The sequence below is a fragment of the Jiella marina genome (assembly GCF_024359545.1).
GTDB lineage: Bacteria > Pseudomonadota > Alphaproteobacteria > Rhizobiales > Rhizobiaceae > Jiella.
Genome location: NZ_JAKQZG010000001.1, coordinates 367,193 through 389,196, shown reverse-complemented (window position 1 = coordinate 389,196; position 22,004 = coordinate 367,193). Strand labels below are relative to the sequence as shown.

Below are 22,004 nucleotides of genomic sequence, written 5' to 3'. Positions count from 1 at the left end.
CATCTTTGACGTTCCCTCTTTCGGCTCGTCGGAGGTCTGAGGGCAAAGTTATCGGTTCCGCAACGTCATTGCGGTGATCCGGTGTCCATGACAGTCTGAATGCGTTTGCGCCACCCTCTGTCGGCGCTTGGGGGAAGTTGCGATGCCGCTCTCATCTGCCGCCGCGTCTTGCATCCGCCGGGCCATACTGGCCCTTGTGTTTGCGAGTTCGGCCTTCCACCTCCTACCTGCTTTCGCCAATGACGACCCGGCCTATTGGCGGGACGAGATTGCCAAGGCTCGGGCGGAATACCAGCGCCTTGTCGATATCGGCTTTTCCAAGGGCACGTTCGCGATCGGCACTGCTTTGAACGAGATCGATATCGACATTCACACCTGTCATGTCCTTTCGATCATGCTGGGCAAGGAACACCTGACCCAGCGTCTCGTCGCGCCGCAAGAGAAGGATCCTGAGGCCGAACCCGGCTTTGACGAACTGGTCGAAGCGCAATCGCTCGACAATTGGGCCAATATCGCCGAAGAACAGATCGAGCGGACGCCTTCAGAGCGGAGTCGTGCCTGGAACCTCGACTGCGTCGGGCAGTTCGCTATTCCTGCCGACGAGTACATTCGCGAGGATCAGCGCCGGGCAGTCGTCGTCGCGGAAGGCGAGACGATCCGGGTTCTGGGAGATGTCGAACAGGGCTTCTTCGACGAGCTGAAGGCCGCGATCGATACCAATCCTCAAGTGAAGCAAATCGCTCTCGGCAGCGCCGGAGGCAATGTCGGCGAGGCGGTGAGGGCCGGGCGGTACATCCGCGAAAAGGGGTTGGAGACGGTCCTCTACAATGCCTGCGAATCCGCCTGTTCGCTGGTTTTTCTGGGTGGCGTCGAGCGCCAGATCTGGCGGCCCTATCCTGAGATGGGCTTTCACAAGGTGGCGAGCGGAGGCGTCGCCATTCCGGACGATCATCAGGCCTACGATCTCATTCGCGCCTATGCAAAAGAAATGGGCGTCGACGGCAGGTTCGTCGTCGATGCGATGCGGAAAGCCGATGTCCGCGACATGTACCATCCCGAAATGCCGGCGCTGTGCAGCGCCAATGTGGCCACGCTCGTCCATCGCTGGTGCTTCGGCGAGCCCCCGCAAGCGAGCAGCCCTGCAAGAACGGATGACCAACCGGTCGCGGACGACCTCAGCGCGACGTCGGCCGCTGCCCCGACCGCTCAAGTCGACGCAGTCTGTGCCCAGATCGCGGCCAGGCACCGGCAACTGGCCGAGCGGGCATCCTCTGCGTCAGAGCAGACGGGGCTGGCGGGCGCCCAGACCGCGATGCTCAGGGCTTTCGAGCGGATGCTGCAGGAAAGGGGGTGCTGACAGTCGCCCCGCTCCGTTTCAGGCTGCGAAGTCGTCCCGGTGATAGCCCTGCATGAACAGAAGCGCTGTCAGATCGCCCCGATCGATCCGGTGCGGTGCGCTTTCCGCCACCTTCGGCTTGGCATGAAGCGCGACGCCGGTGCCCGCAAGCTGCAGCATGGGCAGATCATTGGCGCCGTCACCGACGGCGATCACGTCGTGGTCGGACAGTCCCTGACGCGTCGAAATCTCCCTTAAGGCCGCGACCTTCGCCTCCGCACCGAGAATCGGCTCGGCCACCTCGCCGGTCAGATACCCGTCCTTTGCGATCAGCTGGTTGGCGCGGTTTTCGTGAAAGCCCAGCGCGTTGCCGATGGGGCCGGTGAACACGGTAAAGCCGCCAGAGACGAGTGCGGTGTGGGCGCCATGGGCGCGCATGGTGGCAATCAGCGTCTTGCCGCCTTTGGCAAAGCTGATCCGCTCGGCAATCACCTTGTCAACGACCGTCTCGGGCAGGCCGGCAAGAAGGGCGACCCGCTCCCTCAAGGCCGGCTCGAAGGCGATTTCGCCGTTCATGGCCCGCGCCGTGATGGCTGCGATACGATCCTTGACCCCGATCTCGGCGGCGAGTTCGTCGATGCACTCCTGTTCGATCATGGTCGAATCCATGTCGGCGATCAGGAATCGCTTGCGGCGGGTCTCGATCCTCTGCACGACGAGATCGAGCTTGGCTTCGACCGCCATGTTTCGGGCGAGTGCAATTGTGTCCGGATCCGGCATTGCGTCGAGCGGCAGATCGGCGGCAAAACCCTCGTCGAGCCAGATCGCGGCGCGCGAGTCGGCGCCGAGGCTTTGCGCGACGTCATGGAGTTGCGCCTGCGAGAAGCCGGGGCCGCTCGGAGTGGCGATGAGGGTTGCGACGAACATGGGAAACGGGCCGATGAATGGGGAGGTCGAGGCGATCCTGATAGCCGGCCCTACCGCGAGCGGCAAGTCGCAGCTGGCAATGGAACTGGCGGAGCGACACCGGGGCGCGGTGGTCAACGCCGATTCCCTTCAGGTCTATGACGGACTCGAAATCCTCACGGCTCGGCCCTCGAAGAGCGAACTCGAGCGCGTTCCGCATCGCCTGTACGGCCATGTGGACCCGCATGTCGCCTATTCGGCCGGCACCTATCGCCGCGAGGTTGAGGCCGTGATCGCTGACTTGCGCCAGAAGGAACTGATGCCGATCGTCTGCGGCGGGACCGGTCTCTACTTCAAGGCTCTTCTCGGGCATCTGGACGAGATGCCCGATGTTCCGGCCGACGTAAGGACCAAGTGGCGCGAGCGGCTCGCCCGGGACGGTCCAGAGGCCCTCCACGGCCTTCTGGGCGAGCAGGACCCGCAGACGGCCGAACGTCTCGATCCGCGCGACGGCCAGCGGATCGTTCGCGCTCTGGAAATCGCGGAGGCCGGCGGGCAGCCCCTTTCGCGCCTTCAGAAAGGCGGCGGCGAGGCGATCGTCGATCCGGCGCGCACGCGGATGCTGGTTCTCACGCCGGACCGTGCGACGTTGCGACAACGGATCGCAAAGCGTTTCGACGTCATGCTCGAGCGGGGGGCGATCGATGAAGTCGCCCGGTTCCGCAAACGACACGGGACGGCGGCATCGACCGCAGGCAAAGCCATCGGCGTCGCCGAACTGTCCGAGGTTCTCCACGGCCTCTCCACACTGGAAACGGCGAGAGAGCGGGCAATCGCCCGAAGCCGCCAATACGCCAAGCGCCAGGAAACCTGGTTTCGCCACCAGTTCGACGCACGCTGGAGACGTGTGGACCCGGCAAACTTTTCCATCTTTGATGGATCGGCATTAAGAGCCCAGTAGACCATTGCGGGCATGATGTCCCTCGGCGTTGGAGGAGACGGTCCCCTTTGATGAAACGAATGAAGAGCGAGTTGCCGGTTGCCTTGCTGATCATCATGATGATCGCGGCCGCGAGCGCACTTTATATCGACAATGGGCTCATCAAGGGCGTCCTCGACGAGTCGGCGGACGCCAAGGTCTTGCGCCTCCACGGCTTCCTCACCTACTCGTCGATCGCCTGCCTGGCCGCTGGCCTGGTCCTGACGGTGTTCTGGATCTGGCCGCTGATGCAGCATCACACCAAGGAACAGGGCAAGCTGCAATCGCTCACCGGCCTCTTGAAGGAGCGCTCGCAAAAGCTCGAGACGGAGGCGCTCACCGACGCGCTGACGGGCATGCACAATCGGCGGTTTTTCGACGAAGCCCTGAGCCAGTATCTCGCGGAATTCGGCAGGATCGGGAAGCCGGTGGGACTGGTCCTGATCGATCTCGACCACTTCAAGTCGATCAACGACAATTATGGCCACGACGTGGGGGATGAGGTTCTGCGTTCGGTGGCCCTTTGCCTGTTCGAATTCAGTCGCTACCACGACGTGGTCGCCCGCCTGGGCGGTGAGGAATTCGCGATCATCGCTCCGAATATGGGCCATGACGAGTTGCGCCGCTTTGCCGACCGTCTGAGAGCCGAGATCGCCGGTCTTCAGATCGCCGTTGCCGGAAACGTCATCAATATCACCGCATCGTTCGGGATTCATGTGACGTTCGGCAAGGAGACTCCGCAGGCGATCATGAAGCGGGTCGACGTCAATCTGTACCGGGCCAAACAGACGGGCCGGAATCTGGTCTGCGCCTGACCACAGGGAATTTTCCGCTGCCCGCACGCACTGAGGGGTGGAACCCGCCACCGTCGAATGCGTCTATCCATCGAAAGGATTTTTCGATGCCACAGACACAGACGCTTGCGGGCAAGGGCGACAATCGCGACTGGCTGATCAAGGCCGCACGCACCGGATATGCGGCGCGAGGCGTGGTCTTTCTGATCGTCGGCTATTTCTCGTTCCGCGCCGCCTTCGCCAGCGGCGAAGCCATGGACACCGAGGACGCGATCGAGGTCATCGCCGGGTCGGGCTTCGGCACGGTGTTGCTCGCCGCCATGATCTTTGCCCTGGCTGCGTTCTCGGCTTGGCGCTTCGTCCAGGTCGTCATGGATGTCGACGGTCATGGCATGGACGCCAAGGGTATCGCCGTTCGGGGCGGGCTGCTGGTCAGCGCCTTTTCCTACGGTGCCCTGGCGGTATTCGCGGCAACGCTCCTTATGGGAAACGGTGGCGGCAGTGAAGGCGGTGGCGGCGGCGGGCCGATCTCCTACGCCTACGAAGCAGGCTTCGGCGTGTGGCTGACCTATGCGATCGCCGCAGCGATGGCCGGTGCGGCCGTTGCCCACTTCATCAAGGGTGTGAAGGCCGGTTTCGAAAAATACATGGCCATCCCCGAGGATCGTCGTTCGGTCTTGAAGCCGGTTTGCCAGTTCGGCCTCATTGCGCGGGGCGTGACGTTCCTCGTGCTGGCCTTTCTGCTCGCCACCGGGGCCGCCGGATACCAGTCGGGCGATACGCCGGGTCTTGATTCCGCCCTGAGGGCGATGGCCAGCTGGTCTTATGGCTGGCTGCTGCTCTCCGCCACGGGACTGGGGCTGATCGCCTTCGGAATCTACTCCCTGACCGAGGCGTGGTATCGGCGTATCAACATGCCGGATGTCGGCTGAATGCCACAGCCGCCTCAATCAGTTTGGCCCCTGTCAAAAAACACGTTGACGGGGGCATCCCTAATGCATAGCTTGCGCGCCATGATGAAGAAGATGAACATTCTCGTAGGATGGCGCACACGCGAGGCGGTCTAAGGACCGTCCGGCTGATGCCACGTGTGCGCGACGACAGGGCCCGAGGGGCCCTTTTTTATTGCCTGAACATCCCGAGACGACATGGCCCGTGAGGGCAAATGCGGCGCCGACGAGAGAAGTAGATCATGGATATGAACACACCCACCGAAAATCGCGAAATGACGGGCGCCCAGATGGTCGTCCAGGCTCTGATCGACAATGGTGTTGCCGATATCTTCGGCTATCCGGGCGGCGCGGTCCTTCCGATCTACGACGAAATCTTCCAGCAGACCGCCGTGCGCCACATTCTCGTCCGCCACGAGCAGGGGGCCGGTCATGCAGCCGAGGGCTACGCTCGGTCAACCGGCAAGACCGGCGTGATGCTGGTGACCTCCGGGCCGGGAGCGACCAATGCCGTCACGGCGCTTCAGGACGCGTTGATGGATTCGATCCCGCTCGTCTGCATCTCGGGACAGGTTCCGACGACGCTGATCGGCTCCGACGCCTTTCAGGAGTGCGATACGGTCGGCATCACCCGGCCCTGCACGAAGCACAACTGGCTGGTGAAGGACGTGGCCGATCTGCCGCGGATTCTCCATGAGGCGTTTCTGGTCGCCCGGACCGGACGGCCCGGTCCGGTCGTGGTCGACATTCCGAAGGATGTCCAGTTCGCGACCGGGACATACAGCCCGCCACCGCCGACCCGCACCCATGAGAGCTATCGCCCACGTCTTTCGCCGGAGCGCGAGCGGATTGCCGCGGCCGTCGCGATGCTGGCGGGGGCCAAGCGTCCGGTCATCTATTCGGGTGGCGGCGTCATCAATTCCGGTCCCGAGGCCACGCGGCTGTTGCGCGAAATCGTCGAGATGACCGGTTTTCCGATCACCTCGACACTGATGGGGCTCGGCGCCTATCCCGCTTCCGGCAAGAGCTGGATGGGCATGCTCGGCATGCACGGGACCTACGAGGCCAATCTTGCCATGCATGGCTGCGACGTCATGCTGTGTATCGGTGCCCGGTTCGACGACCGCATCACCGGCCGGCTCGATGCCTTCTCGCCCGGCTCGAAGAAGATCCATATCGATATCGATCCCTCTTCGATCAACAAGAACGTGCGGGTCGACCTGCCGATCATCGGCGACGTGGGTCACGCCCTGAAAGACCTGATCGACGAATGGAAAGCGGCGCAGCCCGAACCCGACCGGGAGGCTCTAGCGGCCTGGTGGCATGAAATCAACGTCTGGCGCGCCCGCAACTGCCTGGCCTACAAGCCGAATGACGACGTCATCATGCCGCAATACGCCGTGCAGCGGCTGTATGAGGCGACGAAGGGCCAGGAGACCTACGTCTCGACCGAAGTCGGCCAGCACCAGATGTGGGCCGCCCAGTTCTACGGGTTCGAGGCACCGAACCGCTGGCTGACCTCCGGTGGCCTCGGCACGATGGGCTATGGCCTGCCGGCGTCGATCGGCGCGGCGATCGCCCATCCCGATGCCATCTCGCTCTGCATTGCGGGCGATGCGTCGGTTCTGATGAACATGCAGGAGATGTCGACGGCGGTTCAGCACAATGCGAACGTCAAGATCTTCATTCTCAACAATCAGTACATGGGCATGGTGCGTCAGTGGCAGCAGCTCTTGCACGGCAACCGCCTGTCGCACTCCTACACCGAGGCGCTGCCCGATTTCGTCAAGCTGGCGGAAGCCTATGGGGCGGTGGGTATCCGGTGCGAAAAGCCGCGTGACCTGGATGATGCGATCGAGGAGATGCTGGCCGTCGACAGTCCCGTTCTCTTCGACTGCCGCGTTGCCAATCTGGCGAACTGCTTCCCGATGATCCCGTCCGGCAAGGCCCATAACGAGATCCTTCTTCCGGAGGAAGCGACCGACGAAGCTGTTGCGCGGGCGATCGATGAAAAGGATCGCGTTCTCGTCTGACAGGCCCGGGAGGCGAGAGGATCGCCTCCCGCTCACCATTGCCCTTTCCCGCAGCGTGGCTGACCACGCCCAACCACCCCTTGAGCAGAATTTTCATGAGCAAGCCCGTTCTTCCGCCCGCATCGGCCTATTTCATCACGCCCGAGCATGAAACGCCCGTCGCGCGCACCCTCGCGGTTCTCTGCGACAACGAACCGGGCGTTCTGGCTCGCGTCATCGGCATGTTTTCAGGCCGGGGCTACAATATCGAGAGCCTCACCGTTTCGGAGACCGAGCACGAAAAGCACCTGTCGCGCATCACCATCGTGACCCGCGGTGCGCCGCACGTCATCGAGCAGCTCATGAGCCAGCTCGACCGGATCGTGCCGGTTCACAGCGTGGTCGATCTGACGGCGACCGCAGGAGCCACGGGGGAGGCCCGTCCGATCGAGCGCGAACTTGCGATCGTCAAGGTCGCCGGCACGGGAGAGAAGCGCGTCGAGGCCCTGCGGCTTGCCGATGTATTTCGAGCCAAGGTGGTGGATTCCTCGATCGAGCACTTCGTCTTCGAAATCACCGGCCGCTCCTCCAAGCTCGACAAGTTCGTCGGACTCATGGCGCCACTTGGCCTGGTCGAAGTTTGCCGGACAGGTGTCGCAGCGTTAGCACGCGGCAAGGAAGGTATGTGACAGTTATTTTCAAGTGATTCGTCGGCCAAGAGGGGCTTGGCGAGGATTGTATACGATTGGGACCGCATCGCGTTTCGAGGAGTGAATTTTCTCCGGCCAACGTCAAGTTTTTCCATGATTAATTGGCCTCCCACCAAAATTAGGACCTGTAGCGGCGAATTGCCGCATCTTTAAGTCGATCCTGACCGAGCGGGCTTACTAGCGAGCTATTTCCTTTTCGCAGATGTTCAGTCTAACGTCCCGTATTGCAGGGAGGATTTCATGCGGCTGGACTTGGTGGGCCCCCAGACGCCTGCTCCTGACGACCGCTATCGCATGCTTGTCGAGGCGGTGACGGACTATGCCATCGTGCTGGTCGACCCGGACGGGACGATCTTCAGTTGGAACCGTGGTGCAGAGCGCTTGAAAGGATACATGGCCGACGAAGTCGTGGGCAAGAATTTCGCACGCGTCTTTTCGATCGGGCAGGGGGAACCCGGCGCTCTTGGCTCGATCATCGCGCGCGTCAGGCGGGAGGGGCGTTTCGAAACGGAGGGCTGGTGCGGTCGCAAGGACGGCACCCGCTTCTGGGCCCATGTCCTGATGCAGGCGATAACTTCCCCCGAGGGTGAGATCACGGGGTTCGCCGTGGTCTGCCGGGATCGGACGAAACGCTACAGGGCCGAGAACGCTCATCGTCGCAATGAGGAGCAGTTCCGTCTTCTCGTCGACGGCGTTCGCGATTACGCGATCTGCATGCTCGACATCGGCGGCCGGGTCAGCAGTTGGAACACCGGCCTCGAACGCATGCTCGGCTACGACTCCGACGACGTGATGGGCGTGCCTTTCGCCTGTTTCTTCCCGGAGGACGAACGCGCCAAAGGCGTTGCCGAAGCGGCCCTTGCCACGGCCGCGCGGGAGGGGCGCCTGAAGCATGAAGGCTGGCGTGTGCGCAAGCAGGGCGAGCGCTTCCTTGTCAACGAGGCGATAGACACGGTCTTCAACGAGCATGGTGACCATGTCGGATATGCCGTGATCATGCGCGACATCACGGAGCAGAAAACCGCCGAGAAGGCACTGGACGCCGCCCGGGAAGCACTGTTCCAGTCACAGAAAACCGAAGCGATCGGCCAACTCACCGGCGGTATCGCGCATGATTTCAATAACCTTCTGTCCGCCATTCTCGGCAATCTCGAACTGGGGCGTCGCCGTCTCCCGCCAGATGCCCCGGCGGTCCGCTTCCTCGACAACGCTCTTCTGGGCGCCCAGCGCGGCGCGACACTCGTGGCGCGGATGATGCGGTTTACCCGCCATGAACTCCCGGAGCCGCAGTCGGTCGCCGTACCGGATCTTGTGGAAGGCTTGCGGGAACTCCTGGCCCGAGCCGTCGGGCCGACGGTCGCGATCGACGTGAGCTTTCCACGGCACTTGTCCCCGATCCATGTCGATCCGAACCAGCTCGAACTGGTCCTTTTGAACCTGGTGGTGAATTCGCGTGACGCGATGCCGGAGACCGGCGGGACGATCCGTATCACCGCTCGCAACCGGCGATTCGTGTCGGACTCCGGTCCTTCGCACAGATATGTGCAACTCAGCGTCTCGGATGACGGCAAGGGCATGGACGCCGAGACGCTTGCCAACGCCTGCGAAGCGTTCTTCACCACAAAGGAGCGGGGCAAAGGGACAGGTTTGGGCCTGTCGATGGCGCAGAATTTCATGGCTTCCGTGGACGGGCATCTGCATCTGACGAGCAAGCCGGGCAAGGGGACGACGGTCGAACTCTGGCTTCCAGCGGCAGGCGGCGCTGCCGATGACCTGGCCCCCGAAAAACCGGTCGAGGAACAGTCTGCTTCCGATGCCGAGCGTTCGCTGCGGATCCTCGTCGTCGATGACGATGCGCTGGTGCTGATGAACACCGTCGCGATGGTTGAGGAGCTGGGACACGAGGCCCTGATGGCCAGTTCGGGCGCAGAGGCGCTCTCCACACTGCGGGCCGGTGACGAACAGGATATCGATCTCGTCGTGACAGACCACGCCATGCCCAAGATGACCGGTATCGAACTGGGCCGGACCGCGATGGAGGAATGGCCCGACATGCCGGTCGTCCTCGCGACCGGCTATGCCGATTTGCCGCAGGCGGAAGACGACATTCCGATTGCAGTCCTCCAGAAGCCTTTCGGCGTTCGCGCTTTGGGCGAGACGATCGAGACAGCGATTGCTGAGGCAACGGCACGCAAGGTCGCCGCCGGCAGATCGGGGTCCGGCGTTGACGCCGGAGCCAGGAGCCGGGCATAGATCGACCGTGATAGATGCACCCGTAGAAAAGGCGATGTCGAACAAGGATCAATGACTCAAGCCTTCGATCCGGTGCGAGAACGGCCGCTACCTTCGTCCGATCTCTGTCCTTCAGACATTGCGAATCGAACAAAAAGCGTCTCCTGTCCGTCCATCTGTGGCGGCGCATCGGGAAGCTGACGTGTGTCACGCATCCCGGTTCATGCCGGCTTGATGGGATTGAAGGACCCGCCGAGGGGCTTATCGCGGCCCGGGCGGTTCAAGCGAATGGAGCAGCGAGTTGCAGCTGACGCCGCAGCAGGATGATGCGCTGCAGGCCGTGGCCGAATGGCTGGAGCGTGGCGAAAAGCCGATCTTCCGGCTCTTCGGCTATGCGGGCACCGGCAAGACGACGCTCGCCCGCTATTTCGCCGAAGGAATCGACGGCGCGGTCCAGTTCGCCGCCTTCACGGGCAAGGCCGCCCAGGTCCTGCGATCGAAGGGGGCGAAGTCCGCGCGCACGCTGCATTCGCTGATCTACCGGCCGCGAGGCGAAGAAACCGTCGAGGACGAGATGAGCGGCGTCTCTCGCGTCTCGCCGACCTTCTCGCTCAACCGCCAGAGCCCCGTCGCCAAGGCCAAACTCGTCATCGTCGACGAATGCTCGATGGTGGACGAAGCGCTCGGCCGCGATCTCCTTTCCTTCGGCACACCCGTTCTGGTGCTCGGCGATCCCGGTCAGTTGCCCCCGGTCTCCGGCGGCGGCTTCTTCACCGAGGCCGAGCCGGATTTCCTTCTGTCGGAGATCCACCGGCAGGCGCGGGACAATCCGATCGTCGAACTGGCGTTGGCCGTCCGGGAGGGGCGTGAGCTGATGCATGGCGACTACGGAACGGCCCAGATCATCGGCCGCCGGGACGTGGAGACGGAGAAGGTTCTGGCCGCAGATCAGGTTCTGGTGGGCACCAATCGCACGCGGCGGCGCTACAATGCCAGGCTGCGGGAATTGAAAGGCTTCGAAGGCGCGTTGCCCCAGGCCGGCGACAAGCTCGTCTGCCTGCGCAACGATCCGGCCAAGGGGTTGCTGAACGGCTCGCTCTGGCAGGTGATGACGGCCTCGCGCGAGACGACGAAGCCGGGCGTCAACCTGATCGTCAAGCCGGATGACGACGACATCGATCAGGGCGCGGCGAAGATCCGCCTGTTGAAGGCAGCCTTCGAAGAGCCCGAGACCGAAGTTCCCTGGTCGACGAAGAAGCGCTTCGACGATTTCGATTTCGGTTATGCGCTGACCGTCCACAAGGCGCAGGGCTCCCAGTGGAACGACGTCATGCTGTTCGACGAGAGCTGGGCGTTCAAGGACACCCGCGCCCGCTGGCTCTACACGGCGATCACGCGGGCCGCGGAGCGGCTGACGATCGTCAAGTAGAGCGGCAGGCGGCGAGCTGTTGGAACTCGATCACTCGGCCGGCAGGACGCTCGCCTGCACCGAGCGCGAGGGAACCCTGACGAACAGCCAGAGGAACATGATCGCACCGAGGATGACGATCGGAGCGCCGACCATCAGAAGAAGGTTGGGCACGCCCGTCGCGTCGACCATCACCTTGCCGGCAAGGAGGATGATGACGCCGATCTCATAGACAGCAAACTGAGCAGTCGCGAGCCAGCGGTCTCTCAGTTCCGGCCAACTGCGATGCACGAGGCCAAAAAGAACCGAGGCGACGAAGCCCAAAAGGCCGATATGGGCGTGCGACTGGGAGAAGTTGAAATGCGCGCTCGCGCCGAGCCAGGTGCCGAAGCCGGCAGCGAGGATGAGCCATCCGAAACCGGTGGCGATATAAGCCTTGTCGATGTTGCGCATGGTCGAGGGTCTCACGAAAGCCGAGAATACGGCATCGTTCCGGGCGAAGGCGCCAGCGGAGCCGTTCGGCGCGCAGGCTCATAAGGCTCCAGTGGTTCGCAAGGATTGCTTTGTCTGTTGCTTTCGCGTTGCGTTTGTAGCCTCAATCAAGCCCTTGAAACGCCACTCCATCGAAAGAAAAGACCTCTGTCCCATGCTGATTGCGGCCCGAGGTGCTGAAACTCAGAACGCCCCAGCCGGCCCGTCTGGCCGAGGGGCGCTTGTCGGTCACGGTCTGCGAAAAGGATATCGTGTCGCCGGCATAGACCGGCTTTTGCCAGCGCATGTTCCGGAAGCCGGGCGAGGGGCCGACCTTTGGCATCGGATTGCCGGCTTCGATCCACTCCCTCAGCCGGGCATAACGGGTTTCGACATTCAGCCGCATGCAGACCGAAGCGGTGTGCCAGCCCGAGGCGCAAAGCCCCCCAAGAACCGATTTCGCCGCGGCATCCGGATCGAGATGAAAGATCTGCGGATCGTACTTTTCGGCGAATCGGATGATCTCTTCTGCGGTGAAGGTGTGCGAGCCGAGGGCGATCTCTTCGCCGATGACGAACGTGTCCCAGAAGCTCATGCGGCCACTCCTTCGCGCGTCAGAAGCAGAAGCGTGTATTCGCCGTCCAGGACAGTCACGCCCGCCTGGTTCTCAAGCGTCACACCCATCTTGGCGATGCCGAGGGTGGGGCGCTTGGCCGAGATCCGACGGCTCAGCACTCGGGCCGTCCCAGTCAGGACATCGCCGGCACAGACTGGAGCCCGCCAGTTGATGAAGTCGACGCCGGGTGAACCCTGCGAGGTGGAATCGAGAATGAAGGTGTCGGCCATCATCCGCATCAGCATGGAACAGGTGTGCCACCCCGACGCCGTCAGCCTGCCGACGAGTTCGTTGGCGCTCCCGGAGGCTTCGTTGAGATGGAAGGGCTGGGGATCGAACTCGGTGGCGAAGGCGATCATCTCGTCCCGTTCGACAGCATAAGGCCCGAGCGGAATCTCGAGATTCTCGGAAAAGTCCTCGAAGGCGCGCTTCGGTCGATTCATGGTCCTCTCCCCGTCGATCCGCGACGAGCCATAGGGAGGAGACAACCGCGGCGCAAGCTACTTGAGGAACCGGGCACCGACCAGGCGAACGGCAGATGTCTCGATCGGACCCTCGAGACCGGTCATCGACAGGGTGATCCTGGCTTCACCCTCATCGAAGCGCATGTCGGGCGGGACATTGACGATGAAGAACTGTTCCTCACCGACCTTGGGGTCGGTGGTGAAGGCGAGGGTCCCGGCCAGACGGCTTCCCGCGCCGTCATCTTCGTCGGACGCGATCGCGCGCGTCGGCTCGATATAGACGTCCATTAGGACCCGCTCGTCGGGATCCACCGTGACAGGCTCCACTCTGAGCCCGATCCGGGTGGGCTCCGACAGCGTCGTCGTGATCGTCCGGCTCACGTCGCGCTCGGGCGTTGCCACGTCTTCGGGTCGATCGTCCGCGGCGACCGAGGGTAACCGGTCGGCAGATTTTTCCTCCGCCTGCGCGAATGCATTCGAAGGGTGGCCCGTCAAGCCGATCGCAAACAGGACGACGACGGACGCAGCGCGGACCTTGCCTGAAAAACAGGGCACGGCAGGATTGGGCAGGGCAATTGTTCGACGCGGTAGCATGGCACTCCAATAAGCATTGGTGACATTAGCATCGCAAGAAATGGGAAAATCAATCTATAGAAAGGGTTACCCGGACGATTTAATTCGAATCCGCCTCATTGCGGAGCCGATGGTCCGCGTGATCGCGTGACAGTCCACAGGACTCTTCGTCGGCCGGGTCCCTCACGGTGCTGAGCAAAGAGCGATTTCAGTTTCGCGAGCCGGTGCTGCGAGCGCCGCTTCAGGCGCGGCTCACGAAAATCACGAGTGCGACCCATCGGGGCGGAAGGATGAAATGCTTTTTGATAGAATGACTTGCGTCAGAAAGGTGGAACTTCATGGCAGGCCGATCCCATCACTACCAAATTGCCGTCGAATGGCTCGGCAACCACGGCGAAGGAACCTCGAGCTACAAGACCTATGGCCTGGAGCACCGAATTACCGCCGAAGGGAAGCCGGACCTCCTCGCTTCCGCCGATCCGGCCTTTCGCGGCGAAAGGGACCGTTGGAACCCGGAAGAGCTGCTTGTCGCTTCGCTCTCGGCCTGTCACCAACTCTGGTATCTGCATCTTTGCGCGGTCTCGGGTGTCGTCGTGACCGCCTATCGTGACGAGGCCGAGGGTGAGATGGCCGAATCGGAAGATGGTAGTGGCGCGTTCGTTCGGGTGGTGCTCAGGCCGAAAGTCACGGTGACTTCGGCAAGCGATGCGGGACTGGCCGAGAAGCTGCATCACGAGGCGAACGCCAAATGCTTCATCGCCCGCTCGGTGAACTTTCCCGTCGAGCACGAGCCGCAGATCGCCATCGCGGAGTGATCAGCCGCGTGCCGCTCATTCGCCGAGATTGAGAATCGCCTGAGCGGTGGGTTCGTCGGTGACGACGTGGCTGACATAACCCGCCAGCATGACGCCGCGCATGGCGCGGACACGGTCATGCCCGGAGGCCACGAGAAAGCCGGCTGCGAGCCGCGAGAGCCGATCCGGCGTGATGCCGATCATGCGGTCGTCGATCGGCCCTTCGACGTGGCGGCCGCTGCCGTCGATGAAGCGGCCGCACAGAACCCCGACGGCGCCGCGCTCCGCATACCAGGCGACGTCTTCCGGCGTCGCGATGCCGCTCTTCACCACATGGCTTTCCGGCCCCATGGAGCCGACGGCAAAGATCGCCTTGCGCATGGTTTCGAGCAGGTCGAAGTGCTGGCGGATCAGCGGCTCCCGCCGCAAGACGTCCGCGGCCTCGGGGCTCGAGAGGGCGGCGGGCGCGTAGAGGTTCACGACCCGGCCGGACAGTTTCAGCGCGACATTGGTCGAGCAACTCTCCGAGGTGAAGATGTAGGGGCTCGGCATCGAACCGACCATCTGGACCACCGTCAGGTCCGGGATCGGGCGCGGGATCATGCGCTCCGCCATGGCGTAGATCGTCTCGCCCCAGGAGATACCGACGACGTCGCCGCGCTCGATCATGTCGGGGCAATAGCGCGCGGCCGCCAGAGCAACGGCGGACAGGGAGTACTCGCGACCCGGCACGACCAGAGCGCCGGCGAGGCCGAAGCGATCGCGTAGCGCCGAAGACAATCGCTGACGATTGAACACCGCCGGGTCGACGCGCAGCTCTACATAGCCGAGTTCTCGGGCCTGCTGGAGATAGTTGACCACCGTTGCGCGGGAGACGGCGAGTCTTTCGGCGATCTCGCTCTGGTTCCACTCATCGACATAGTAGAGCCAGGCGGCTTCGAGGAGGCTGTCCTCGACCGGCCGTCCGCGGAAGCGGCGGACCTGCTCGCCGGATTCGGGCATTGCGGCTTCCTGCTTCATTCCCTGATCCTCAGGAGGCTCGTGACCTCGTCCTGTCACAGGCCCCCTGCGATCTTGGCTGTCAAGCCGCCAGTTCCGTCAGTTTCGTTGGCGGTTTACACCGCGAGATACTGCATTCTCAGCTCTTTGTTGTCGATGATCTCCTGCGCCGAGCCGTCGAACACGACTTCACCCATGTCGAGAATGATCGCGCGATCGGCGAGATGCAGAGCCGCGATGGCGTTCTGCTCGACCAGGATGGTGGTGATCCCGATCTCCTTGATCTCCTCGAGGATCCTCTCGATCTCCTGCACGATGACCGGCGCCAGCCCCTCATAGGGTTCGTCGAGGAGAAGGAGCTTCACGTCGCGGGCGAGAGCCCGCGCGACGGCCAGCATCTGCTGCTCGCCGCCGGACATGGTCGTGCCTTCCTGGTTGCGTCGCTCGGCAAGCCGCGGAAAGTGGCCATAGATCTTGTCGAGATCCCACCCCACCGGCGGTTCGATGCGGGCAAGCTTCAGATTCTCTTCCACGGTCAGGCCCGGAATGATTCGCCGATCCTCGGGAACGAGCTGAACGCCGGCGCGCGAGGCTTCGAAGGACTGCATCTTGTGGAGTGCCGTATCTGCGAGCCAGATTTCGCCACGGGTCAGTTGCGGCGAACCGGCCCGCGCGATCGTCCGGAGAGTCGAGGTCTTGCCGGCGCCGTTGCGGCCGAGAAGGGCAAGTATTTCGCCCTCGCGGATATCGAAGGAGACGCCCTGCACGATGTAGCTCTCGCCATAATAGGCGTGCATGTCCCGCGCCGAAAAGAAGGCATCGCTGCCTGTCCGGGTCTGGCCCGTTTCGGCCGGACGGGTAAGGGTCTCGCTCATAGATGGGCTCCCCCGAGATAGGCTTCCTGGACTTTCGGGCTGGACTTGATCTCTTCCGGCGTGCCTTCGGCGATGACAGTTCCCTGCGCCATGACGCTGACGGTTTCGGCCAGCGAAAACACCACGTGCATGTCGTGCTCGATGATCACCTTGGTGATCCCGCGCTCCGAGATCTTCTTCAGAAGGTCGACGGTGTTGTTGGTGTCAGCGCGGGACATGCCCGCTGTCGGCTCGTCGAGAAGCAGGAGTTTCGGATGCTGGACGAGACACATGGCCAATTCCAGCCGCCGCTTGTCGCCGCGCGACATGGAATTGACGAGCTGGCTGCGCTGATCCCAGAGATTGAGGTCATCGAGGATGTGCTCGGCCTCCTCGCGCACGACCTTGCGCTCACGAGCGCGGCCCCAGGCATTGATGCGGAAGGCCCCGTCCTTGCGCGCGAAAGCGGGGATCATGACGTTTTCCAGAACCGTCAGTTCCCCGAAGGTCTCCGGAGTCTGAAAGACGCGGGCGATGCCGGCCTGGTTGATCTGGTGCGGCTTGTGGCCGAGCAGGGTCGAGCCGTCGAAGTCGACCGAACCCTCGTCGGGGATGATCCGGCCGACGAGGCAATTCAGCAGGGTCGACTTGCCGGCGCCGTTCGGACCGATGATCGCGTGGACGCTGCCCTGCTTCACGTTGAGGTTCACATCGTCCAGGGCACGCAAGCCGCCGAAGCGTTTGGAGACCCCGTTGATCGCGAGAATGTGGCTGGTCATGGAGATATTGTCCCCCTCAGTTCGCGTCGCCGGAGCCGGCGCGCCGACCCCGCGTGGCGCTGGCGATACGACGGAGTCCTTCCATGATCCCGCCCGGCAGGAAGATGACCACGATCATGAACATGAGACCGAGAGTCAGATGCCAGCCTTCGCCAACGAAGGGGCTCGTGATCCCCACCATCAAATCCTGCAGTTCCGGCGTCAGGAAGTCGAAGGCCCGGTGCAGAACGCCCTCGTTGAAGGAGGAGAAGATCTGCTCGAGATACTTCATCACCGCGGCGCCGATGACCGGCCCGAGCAGGGTTCCGACGCCGCCGAGAATGGTCATCAGCACGACTTCGCCCGAAGCGGTCCACTGCATGCGGTCGGCCCCGGCGAGCGGATCGGTCACGGCGAGAAGGCCGCCGGCGAGCCCTGCATACATCCCCGAGATTACGAAAGCGGCAAGAAGATAGGGCCGCGTCGAGAAGCCCGTATAGGCCATGCGGTTCTGGTTCGACTTGATGGCGAAGAGCATCATGCCGAAGGTCGAGTTCTTGATCCGCATCGTCAGGAAGAAGGCGAGGACGAGAAGCGTGGCGCAGAAATAGAAGCCAGGCCAGCCCTGGAGTTCGATCCCGAAGAAGTCCGGTACGGGAAGCGCGGCGCCGGGTTCGCGGAACATGTTGTCGAGGACCCGTGGGTCGGTGCGCGAGATCTGCAGGCCCGTCTCACCGTTGGTGATCGGCGTCAGGACCGAATAGGCGAGATTGTACGACATCTGCGCGAAGGCGAGTGTCAGGATCGAGAAGTAGATGCCCGACCGCCGCAGGCTGACGAAACCGATGGCGAGCGCGAAGATGCCGGCGATGACAATCGAGAAGGCGACCGCGAGCACGGCGTTCATCGACAGAAGCTTGAACATCCAGACGGCGGCGTAGGAGCCGGCGCCGAGAAACGCCGCATGGCCAAAGGAGAGGTAGCCCGAGAAGCCGAAGAGGATGTTGAAGCCGAGGGCGAATATCCCGAAGATCGCGAACTTCTGAAGGATGTCCGGATAGCCGGCGCCGATCGGCGCCAGCCAGAGGGGCATGGTGAAGATGGCGAGCGCGAAAAGGGCGGCCATCAGATAGTCGCTGTTGCTGGAACTCAGGAAGCCGGCCATTCCGGCGTTCTTCCGGTCTTTCTCAGCCGGGCTCTTGCCCATGGCCTTGTCTGAGGTAAGGACGGTCTCGCTCATCGGTCAGGCCTCCATGACACCTTTGCGGCCCATCAGGCCACGCGGCCGCACGAGCAATACGACGACGGCGACAAGATAGATGATGATCTGGTCGATCCCCGGCACGATGGCCTTCACCTCGGTCATCGAGGCGAAGGATTGCAGGATGCCGAGCAGGAAGCCGGCGACGACCGCCCCTCCCAGCGAGCCCATGCCGCCGACCACCACGACGACGAAGGACAGGACCAGGAAGTCCATGCCGAGATGGTAGTTGGGTGCGAGGATCGGCGTGTACATGACGCCCGCCAGTCCCGCGACGACGGCCGCGATGCCGAAGACGATCGTGAATTTCCGGCCGATATTGATGCCCAGAAGACCGACGGTCTCGCGATCGGCCATGCCGGCGCGTACCACCATGCCGAAGGTCGTGAGTTGCAGGAAGGCAAAGACCGCTGCGATCACCAGCAGCGAGAACAGGAAGTAGATGATCCGCCACATCGGGTAGCTGATGTTCGTCATGCCGAACCATTGACCGATGTCGGCGCTGCCGGCGAGGGCGGATGGAGCCGTGAGGGGGATCGGATTGGCGCCGAAGAAGTGCTTCACGATCTCCTGAAGCACGATGGCGAGACCGAACGTCACCAGGATCTGTTCGGCGTGGCTGCGCTTGTAGAAGAAGCGGATCAGCCCGCGCTCCATGGCAAAACCGATCAGCAGCATGACGGGAATCGCCATGATGATCGACAGTGGCACCGCCCATTCCACGATCGCCCGGCCGGTGTCCCCGTACCAGATTTCGAGGTACGGAACCTCCTTGTAGGCCTCGAAGAAGGTCACGCTCTCGTCGCGCACGCGTTCGGAAATGGTCAGGAGCTTGGCGAAGGTCACCGCGCAGAAGGCCCCGAGCATGAACAGTGCCCCGTGGGCGAAGTTCACCACGCCGAGCGTGCCGAAGATCAGGGTCAGGCCGAGGGCGATCAGCGCGTAGGCGCCACCCTTGTCGAGACCGTTCAGAATTTGAAGAATGATGGCGTCCATGAAGCCTTCTTGCCGCTTTGCAAGAGGTTCGCGCGGCCCAAGCCCCACAAACCCGAGTTCCGAGCTGATTGTCGAAAGAGCGTCACGTGCGCTGCCTGGCAGCAGAGTGATGCGTCAGGCAGCGATATCGGTTTGGCGGGCGGCGTTGCCGCCACCCGCCGTCACGTCGATTTCGAATCGCGTCAGGCTGCGCAGCCCTTGACCTCGTATGGGCCGAGCTCGCCACCGAAGATCGACGGATCGTAGGTGGCCTGGTCACGCGGAACGACCTTGACGATCTCCATCAGATCGAACTGGTTGGTCGGCTCCTGCTTGCCGCGAACGACGAGAACGTCCTTGAAGCACTGGTGGTCTTCGGCGCGGTAGAGCGTCGGACCGTTGCCCATGCCGTCGAACTCGAAGCCTTCGAGCGCCTTGATGACTTCCGGCGGATAGAAGGTGCCGGCGGTCTCGACCGCGTTGGCGTAGAGCAGCGTCTGGACGTAGCAGGTGTGGGCTGCCTGAGAAGGCGGCGAGCCGTATTCCTCGCCGAACGACTTGGCGAAGACCTTGGAGGCTTCGTTGTCGAGCTTCCAGTCCCAGTTGGCGGTGCCGAGAATGCCCTTCACCGCCTCGCCGGCGCCCTGGGCCATCAGTTCGGAGAACAGCGGCACGACAATCTGGAAGTCCTTGCCACCGACCTGCTTCGACCGCATGTCGAACTGGGTCACGGCCTGGCGCAGCGAGTTCACCATGTCGCCGCCGTAGTGGTTCAGGATCAGAACGTCGGCGCCCGAATTCAGGACCGGCGTCAGATACTGCGAGAAATCGCCCGCGCCGAGCGGAGTACGAACCGCCTCGACCGTCTCCCAACCGAGACCTTCCGTTGCGTTCTTGATCGATTCTTCCTGGGTCCAGCCCCAGGTGTAGTCGGCGGTCAGGTGATAGGCGCGGCGATCCTTGCCGTATTCTTCAGCCAGCACCGGTCCGAGCGCCTGGCCGGACATGTAGGCGTTGAAGAAGTGGCGGAAGCCGTAGCGACGCTTGTCCTTGCCGGTCGTGTCGTTGGAGTGGGTCAAGCCCGCCATGAACATGACGCCCATGTCCTGGCAAAGCGATTGCACGGCGATCGCGACGCCCGAGGACGAGCCGCCGGAAATCATGATCGCCTTGTCGGCCTCGATCATGCGCTTGGCCGAAGCGCGGGCGGCGTCCGACTTGGTCTGAGTGTCGCCGGTCACGTAGGCGACCTTCTTGCCCAGGATGCCGTTACCCTTGAGGCTGGACGGCTGCAGCGTGTTCATCATGCCGCCGTCGCCTTCGCCGTTGAGATGCTTGACGGCCAGCTGGAACGCCCGCAGCTCGTCGGCACCTTCGTCCGCATAGGGTCCGGACTGCGGAACGTTGAAGCCGAGGGTGACGGTGTCGCCGCTCGGGTTGTTGCAGAAGGCCTGGTCCTGCGCCCAGGCGCTGCGGATCAGGACATGGGGCATTGCGAGCCCGGCCCCGACGGCTGCGCTGGTCTTCAAGAGCCGGCGACGGCTCCAGGCTGACGGATCGATTGGCATACGACTCCTCCCGGATGGTTGGCCAAAGGGGTGTGGCTGGTCCGATTCTCCTCCCGGACAGGCCACACTTGGTGATCATTCTTATCGTCTATCAGGAATTACGCGAGGGCTATAATACTTTGGAATGACGAAAAGCCACTTCGGGTGGGCGTGCACGAACAAATGCACCGCAACAAATGCTTGTCGCGGTGCAATACAGTGCCGGGTGGTCTTGCAGAGTGTGCAGAGATTACGGTTGCCGCCGGCCTCAGCGACCTCCGGCGCAGGAGACGATACCCTCGGCGATGTTTTTGATCAGGGTCGGATAGAGGTCGGGGCCCGCCGGCAGATCTGCGCCCAGAGGATCGAGGACACCGGTCCTTGCGCTGGTCCCTTCGACGACGACATCGACGACGCGCGGCTCGAATTCCGGCTCTGAGAAGACACAGGCAGCCCCGAGCGTGGCGAGTTTTTCGCGAATCTCGGTCAGACGCGCGGCGCCTGGCGCACGTTCGGGGTTGATGGTGATCGAGCCGGCGGCCTCGATGCCGAATCGATGCTCGAAATACTGGTAGGCATCGTGAAACACGATGAAGTTCACGTCCTTGGCCGTGGCCATTCGTGCGCGAACGTCGTCTTCGAGTTGCGACAACCGATCGACATAGGCCTCGGCGTTTGCACGATAGGTGTCGGCATGCGCCGGATCGACTTTTGCCAGAGTCGCTGCGATCGCTTTTGTCATCGCCATGGCATTCTGCGGGTCAAGCCAGACGTGCTCATTGATCCCGCCGGCCTCGTGGTGATGTCCGTGCTCTCCGTCGTGATCGGCCTCGGCGTGCTCCTCGTCGTGGTCGCCATCGTGATCCTCGTCATGATGGCCCTCGGCGTCATGCGCCTCGAACATTCCGCCGGTTCGTCCCTTCAGCTTTTCGACACCGTCGGCATCCCAAAGCGCGACGACCTCCGCCCCGCTTCCGAGCGACGCAATGGGCTTTTCGAGGAAATTCTCGAGCTTGGGGCCGATCCAGAAGATCGCCTGCGCATCCGACAATGCCTGGGCGTCCGATGGCTTCAGGGCCGCCGTATGCGGCGAGGCGGCGCCCTCGACGATCAGATGCGGCTCGCCGACGCCGTCCATTACGGCCGAAACGAGCGAAGCGACGGGCTTGATCGAAGCGACGACCCCCGGCGCGTCGTCCGCTGCTGCCGCAGGTGCGCCGGCAAAAAGAAGCGCCAGGACGAGCCCCACGCCCAAGGCCTTGCGGCTCGGTATCTCGGAGGCGCGGCACTCTTGCGCAGCATGGTGCAAGCGGCTCTCGGATCGAATTATCGCCATCACTTCGACTCCAATGTTATATCGTTACA

Annotated in this window: 21 protein-coding genes; 9 read left to right on the top strand and 12 right to left on the bottom strand. The window is 62.9% G+C overall.

Features of this window, described 5'->3' with window-relative positions; all coding sequences use genetic code 11:
• Window positions 1-142 precede the first annotated feature (142 nt).
• Window positions 143-1,357: a hypothetical protein gene (locus tag MF134_RS01725; protein ID WP_255337658.1), complete on the top strand. Its 1,215-nt coding sequence runs from the start codon at window positions 143-145 to the stop codon at window positions 1,355-1,357.
• Window positions 1,358-1,375: 18 nt separating this feature from the next.
• On the opposite strand, the gene serB is transcribed toward MF134_RS01725, so the two are convergent.
• A complete protein-coding gene (gene serB / locus MF134_RS01720; RefSeq protein WP_255337657.1) occupies window positions 1,376-2,263 on the bottom strand; it encodes a phosphoserine phosphatase SerB in 888 nt (295 codons plus the stop codon).
• Here serB and miaA point away from each other — a divergent pair.
• The 7 genes from miaA (at window position 2,244) to MF134_RS01685 (ending at window position 11,348) form a co-directional block, all read left to right on the top strand.
• Window positions 2,244-3,203: a tRNA (adenosine(37)-N6)-dimethylallyltransferase MiaA gene (miaA, locus tag MF134_RS01715; RefSeq protein WP_255337656.1), complete on the top strand. Its 960-nt coding sequence runs from the start codon at window positions 2,244-2,246 to the stop codon at window positions 3,201-3,203. The two genes, serB and miaA, sit on opposite strands and share 20 nt — an antisense overlap.
• A 50-nt stretch (window positions 3,204-3,253) precedes the next feature.
• A complete protein-coding gene (locus MF134_RS01710; protein WP_255337655.1) occupies window positions 3,254-4,036 on the top strand; it encodes a GGDEF domain-containing protein in 783 nt (260 codons plus the stop codon).
• 86 nt (window positions 4,037-4,122) lie between these two features.
• The gene (locus MF134_RS01705) at window positions 4,123-4,947 is read left to right on the top strand and encodes a DUF1206 domain-containing protein (RefSeq protein ID WP_255337654.1); all 825 of its coding nucleotides are present in this window, start codon (window positions 4,123-4,125) and stop codon (window positions 4,945-4,947) included.
• Window positions 4,948-5,207: 260 nt separating this feature from the next.
• Window positions 5,208-6,998 (top strand): acetolactate synthase 3 large subunit, encoded by a 1,791-nt coding sequence (locus MF134_RS01700; RefSeq protein WP_255337653.1) that lies wholly within the window; start codon window positions 5,208-5,210, stop codon window positions 6,996-6,998.
• Between the two features lie 95 nt (window positions 6,999-7,093).
• Window positions 7,094-7,666: an acetolactate synthase small subunit gene (gene ilvN / locus MF134_RS01695; RefSeq protein WP_255337652.1), complete on the top strand. Its 573-nt coding sequence runs from the start codon at window positions 7,094-7,096 to the stop codon at window positions 7,664-7,666.
• A gap of 261 nt (window positions 7,667-7,927) precedes the next feature.
• Complete coding sequence (locus MF134_RS01690; protein WP_255337651.1) at window positions 7,928-9,940, top strand: hybrid sensor histidine kinase/response regulator; 2,013 nt, start codon at window positions 7,928-7,930, stop codon at window positions 9,938-9,940.
• 280 nt (window positions 9,941-10,220) lie between these two features.
• Window positions 10,221-11,348, top strand: coding sequence for an ATP-dependent DNA helicase (locus MF134_RS01685; protein WP_255337650.1), 1,128 nt, complete (start codon window positions 10,221-10,223; stop codon window positions 11,346-11,348).
• A 30-nt stretch (window positions 11,349-11,378) separates the two neighbouring features.
• On the opposite strand, the gene MF134_RS01680 is transcribed toward MF134_RS01685, so the two are convergent.
• The 4 genes from MF134_RS01680 to MF134_RS01665 all read right to left on the bottom strand — a co-directional run bounded on the left by MF134_RS01680 (window position 11,379) and on the right by MF134_RS01665 (window position 13,259).
• Window positions 11,379-11,780 (bottom strand): hypothetical protein, encoded by a 402-nt coding sequence (locus tag MF134_RS01680; RefSeq protein WP_255337649.1) that lies wholly within the window; start codon window positions 11,778-11,780, stop codon window positions 11,379-11,381.
• 142 nt (window positions 11,781-11,922) lie between these two features.
• Window positions 11,923-12,393, bottom strand: coding sequence for a MaoC family dehydratase (locus MF134_RS01675; protein ID WP_255337648.1), 471 nt, complete (start codon window positions 12,391-12,393; stop codon window positions 11,923-11,925).
• Window positions 12,390-12,857, bottom strand: coding sequence for a MaoC family dehydratase (locus MF134_RS01670; RefSeq protein WP_255337647.1), 468 nt, complete (start codon window positions 12,855-12,857; stop codon window positions 12,390-12,392). The genes MF134_RS01675 and MF134_RS01670 overlap by 4 nt, the downstream gene beginning before the upstream one ends.
• A 57-nt stretch (window positions 12,858-12,914) precedes the next feature.
• On the bottom strand, window positions 12,915-13,259 hold the full coding sequence (locus MF134_RS01665; protein WP_255337646.1) for a hypothetical protein: 345 nt from the start codon (window positions 13,257-13,259) through the stop codon (window positions 12,915-12,917).
• A 530-nt stretch (window positions 13,260-13,789) separates the two neighbouring features.
• Here MF134_RS01665 and MF134_RS01660 point away from each other — a divergent pair.
• Window positions 13,790-14,266, top strand: coding sequence for an OsmC family protein (locus tag MF134_RS01660; RefSeq protein ID WP_255337645.1), 477 nt, complete (start codon window positions 13,790-13,792; stop codon window positions 14,264-14,266).
• Between the two features lie 15 nt (window positions 14,267-14,281).
• Here MF134_RS01660 and MF134_RS01655 read toward each other — a convergent pair whose 3' ends face one another.
• From MF134_RS01655 to MF134_RS01625, 7 genes are all read right to left on the bottom strand, one after another.
• A complete protein-coding gene (locus tag MF134_RS01655) occupies window positions 14,282-15,265 on the bottom strand; it encodes a sugar-binding transcriptional regulator (RefSeq protein ID WP_255337644.1) in 984 nt (327 codons plus the stop codon).
• Window positions 15,266-15,360: 95 nt separating this feature from the next.
• Window positions 15,361-16,119: an ABC transporter ATP-binding protein gene (locus MF134_RS01650; protein ID WP_255337643.1), complete on the bottom strand. Its 759-nt coding sequence runs from the start codon at window positions 16,117-16,119 to the stop codon at window positions 15,361-15,363.
• Window positions 16,116-16,877, bottom strand: a complete 762-nt coding sequence (locus tag MF134_RS01645) for an ABC transporter ATP-binding protein (protein ID WP_255337642.1) — start codon at window positions 16,875-16,877, stop codon at window positions 16,116-16,118. The genes MF134_RS01650 and MF134_RS01645 overlap by 4 nt, the downstream gene beginning before the upstream one ends.
• 16 nt (window positions 16,878-16,893) lie before the next feature.
• Window positions 16,894-18,021 carry a branched-chain amino acid ABC transporter permease gene (locus MF134_RS01640; RefSeq protein ID WP_457589938.1) on the bottom strand — a complete coding sequence of 376 codons (1,128 nt, stop codon included), beginning with the start codon at window positions 18,019-18,021 and terminating at the stop codon, window positions 16,894-16,896.
• Window positions 18,022-18,099: 78 nt separating this feature from the next.
• Window positions 18,100-19,113 carry a branched-chain amino acid ABC transporter permease gene (locus tag MF134_RS01635; protein WP_255337641.1) on the bottom strand — a complete coding sequence of 338 codons (1,014 nt, stop codon included), beginning with the start codon at window positions 19,111-19,113 and terminating at the stop codon, window positions 18,100-18,102.
• Window positions 19,114-19,295: 182 nt separating this feature from the next.
• Entirely contained in the window at window positions 19,296-20,660 is a 1,365-nt protein-coding gene (locus MF134_RS01630; protein WP_255337640.1) for a substrate-binding protein, read from the bottom strand.
• A 247-nt stretch (window positions 20,661-20,907) separates the two neighbouring features.
• Window positions 20,908-21,975, bottom strand: coding sequence for a zinc ABC transporter substrate-binding protein (locus tag MF134_RS01625; protein WP_255337639.1), 1,068 nt, complete (start codon window positions 21,973-21,975; stop codon window positions 20,908-20,910).
• Window positions 21,976-22,004: the final 29 nt, after the last annotated feature.

Excerpts from the sequence above, each read along its gene's own strand:
- MF134_RS01725 (WP_255337658.1), top strand. The coding sequence starts at position 143 with ATGCCGCTCTCATCTGCCGCCGCGTCTTGCATCCGCCGGGCCATACTG.
- miaA (WP_255337656.1), top strand. The coding sequence starts at position 2,244 with ATGAGGGTTGCGACGAACATGGGAAACGGGCCGATGAATGGGGAGGTC.
- serB (WP_255337657.1), bottom strand. The coding sequence starts at position 2,263 with ATGTTCGTCGCAACCCTCATCGCCACTCCGAGCGGCCCCGGCTTCTCG.
- MF134_RS01710 (WP_255337655.1), top strand. The coding sequence starts at position 3,254 with ATGAAACGAATGAAGAGCGAGTTGCCGGTTGCCTTGCTGATCATCATG.
- MF134_RS01705 (WP_255337654.1), top strand. The coding sequence starts at position 4,123 with ATGCCACAGACACAGACGCTTGCGGGCAAGGGCGACAATCGCGACTGG.
- MF134_RS01700 (WP_255337653.1), top strand. The coding sequence starts at position 5,208 with ATGGATATGAACACACCCACCGAAAATCGCGAAATGACGGGCGCCCAG.
- ilvN (WP_255337652.1), top strand. The coding sequence starts at position 7,094 with ATGAGCAAGCCCGTTCTTCCGCCCGCATCGGCCTATTTCATCACGCCC.
- MF134_RS01690 (WP_255337651.1), top strand. The coding sequence starts at position 7,928 with ATGCGGCTGGACTTGGTGGGCCCCCAGACGCCTGCTCCTGACGACCGC.
- MF134_RS01680 (WP_255337649.1), bottom strand. The coding sequence starts at position 11,780 with ATGCGCAACATCGACAAGGCTTATATCGCCACCGGTTTCGGATGGCTC.
- MF134_RS01675 (WP_255337648.1), bottom strand. The coding sequence starts at position 12,393 with ATGAGCTTCTGGGACACGTTCGTCATCGGCGAAGAGATCGCCCTCGGC.
- MF134_RS01670 (WP_255337647.1), bottom strand. The coding sequence starts at position 12,857 with ATGAATCGACCGAAGCGCGCCTTCGAGGACTTTTCCGAGAATCTCGAG.
- MF134_RS01660 (WP_255337645.1), top strand. The coding sequence starts at position 13,790 with ATGGCAGGCCGATCCCATCACTACCAAATTGCCGTCGAATGGCTCGGC.
- MF134_RS01655 (WP_255337644.1), bottom strand. The coding sequence starts at position 15,265 with ATGAAGCAGGAAGCCGCAATGCCCGAATCCGGCGAGCAGGTCCGCCGC.
- MF134_RS01650 (WP_255337643.1), bottom strand. The coding sequence starts at position 16,119 with ATGAGCGAGACCCTTACCCGTCCGGCCGAAACGGGCCAGACCCGGACA.
- MF134_RS01645 (WP_255337642.1), bottom strand. The coding sequence starts at position 16,877 with ATGACCAGCCACATTCTCGCGATCAACGGGGTCTCCAAACGCTTCGGC.
- MF134_RS01640 (WP_457589938.1), bottom strand. The coding sequence starts at position 18,021 with ATGGCCGGCTTCCTGAGTTCCAGCAACAGCGACTATCTGATGGCCGCC.
- MF134_RS01635 (WP_255337641.1), bottom strand. The coding sequence starts at position 19,113 with ATGGACGCCATCATTCTTCAAATTCTGAACGGTCTCGACAAGGGTGGC.
- MF134_RS01630 (WP_255337640.1), bottom strand. The coding sequence starts at position 20,660 with ATGCCAATCGATCCGTCAGCCTGGAGCCGTCGCCGGCTCTTGAAGACC.
- MF134_RS01625 (WP_255337639.1), bottom strand. The coding sequence starts at position 21,975 with ATGGCGATAATTCGATCCGAGAGCCGCTTGCACCATGCTGCGCAAGAG.